Raw genomic sequence first — 705 nt, 5'->3', positions numbered from 1 at the left:
GACTTTGCATTTACACCTGTCCCTGATTGAAGATAAATATCAACCCAAATATTATGCCACGGATTGTAAACCATCCCTTCTGGACTACTACGTGGGCGGTGATTTAAACACCAAACAGACTTGGGCAAAACATCCCCCGCTTGATAACCCGATAAGAGATGACCTTCAATCTCACCAACATCCGCACATAGCGTATGAAATCCACCGATCTTTTCAGAATTATCCTTTGTATAGCCATCAGGAGCCGTCGGATTTTGCGAAAGCTCAAAGGATAGCTCATTCGTCTGATCTTTTAAGATGAGATATATATAATAATCCTTTCCTGCTTCAAGATCTTCGTCAAAAGTCATCCTTCCACGCCCTGGAATGCGGTAAAAGAGGTACCTACCCCCATTCTCTTCACCATGATAAAAGCGAAAACATGCCCCGTCATTGATCACAAGACCTTTTCTATTTTTCGGATCGGCTTCCAGAATTCTGTCAGGTTGATGAAAACGCACATTCTCTAAAAAATTAGTGGAAAGAGAACCTACCTTACTTTGAAGTTCAGAAAGACTGTCACTGTTCCTCTGTGCCTTCTCTTAAACTTCTGTCAATGCACTCTTCGCTTCTTCCGCTAACACTTTTGCCTCAGAGGCGGCTGTATTCGCAGAATTTGTCGTTGCTGTCACCGTGTCTAATGAACTCTTGACCTCTCCAAGCCCT

The 705-nt window shown here is 43.1% G+C and carries 1 pseudogene; it reads right to left on the bottom strand.

The annotated features are described in order from the left end of the window. Window positions 1-500: pseudogene (locus ACFILO_RS09620) on the bottom strand (hypothetical protein); the annotation flags it as partial. Window positions 501-705 lie beyond the last annotated feature (205 nt).

It is taken from the genome of Bartonella sp. AP72JLCBS, assembly GCF_042195705.1.
Lineage (GTDB): Bacteria > Pseudomonadota > Alphaproteobacteria > Rhizobiales > Rhizobiaceae > Bartonella.
The sequence above is the reverse complement of the archived record's forward strand: the minus strand, read 5'-3'. Positions and strand labels throughout refer to the sequence as shown.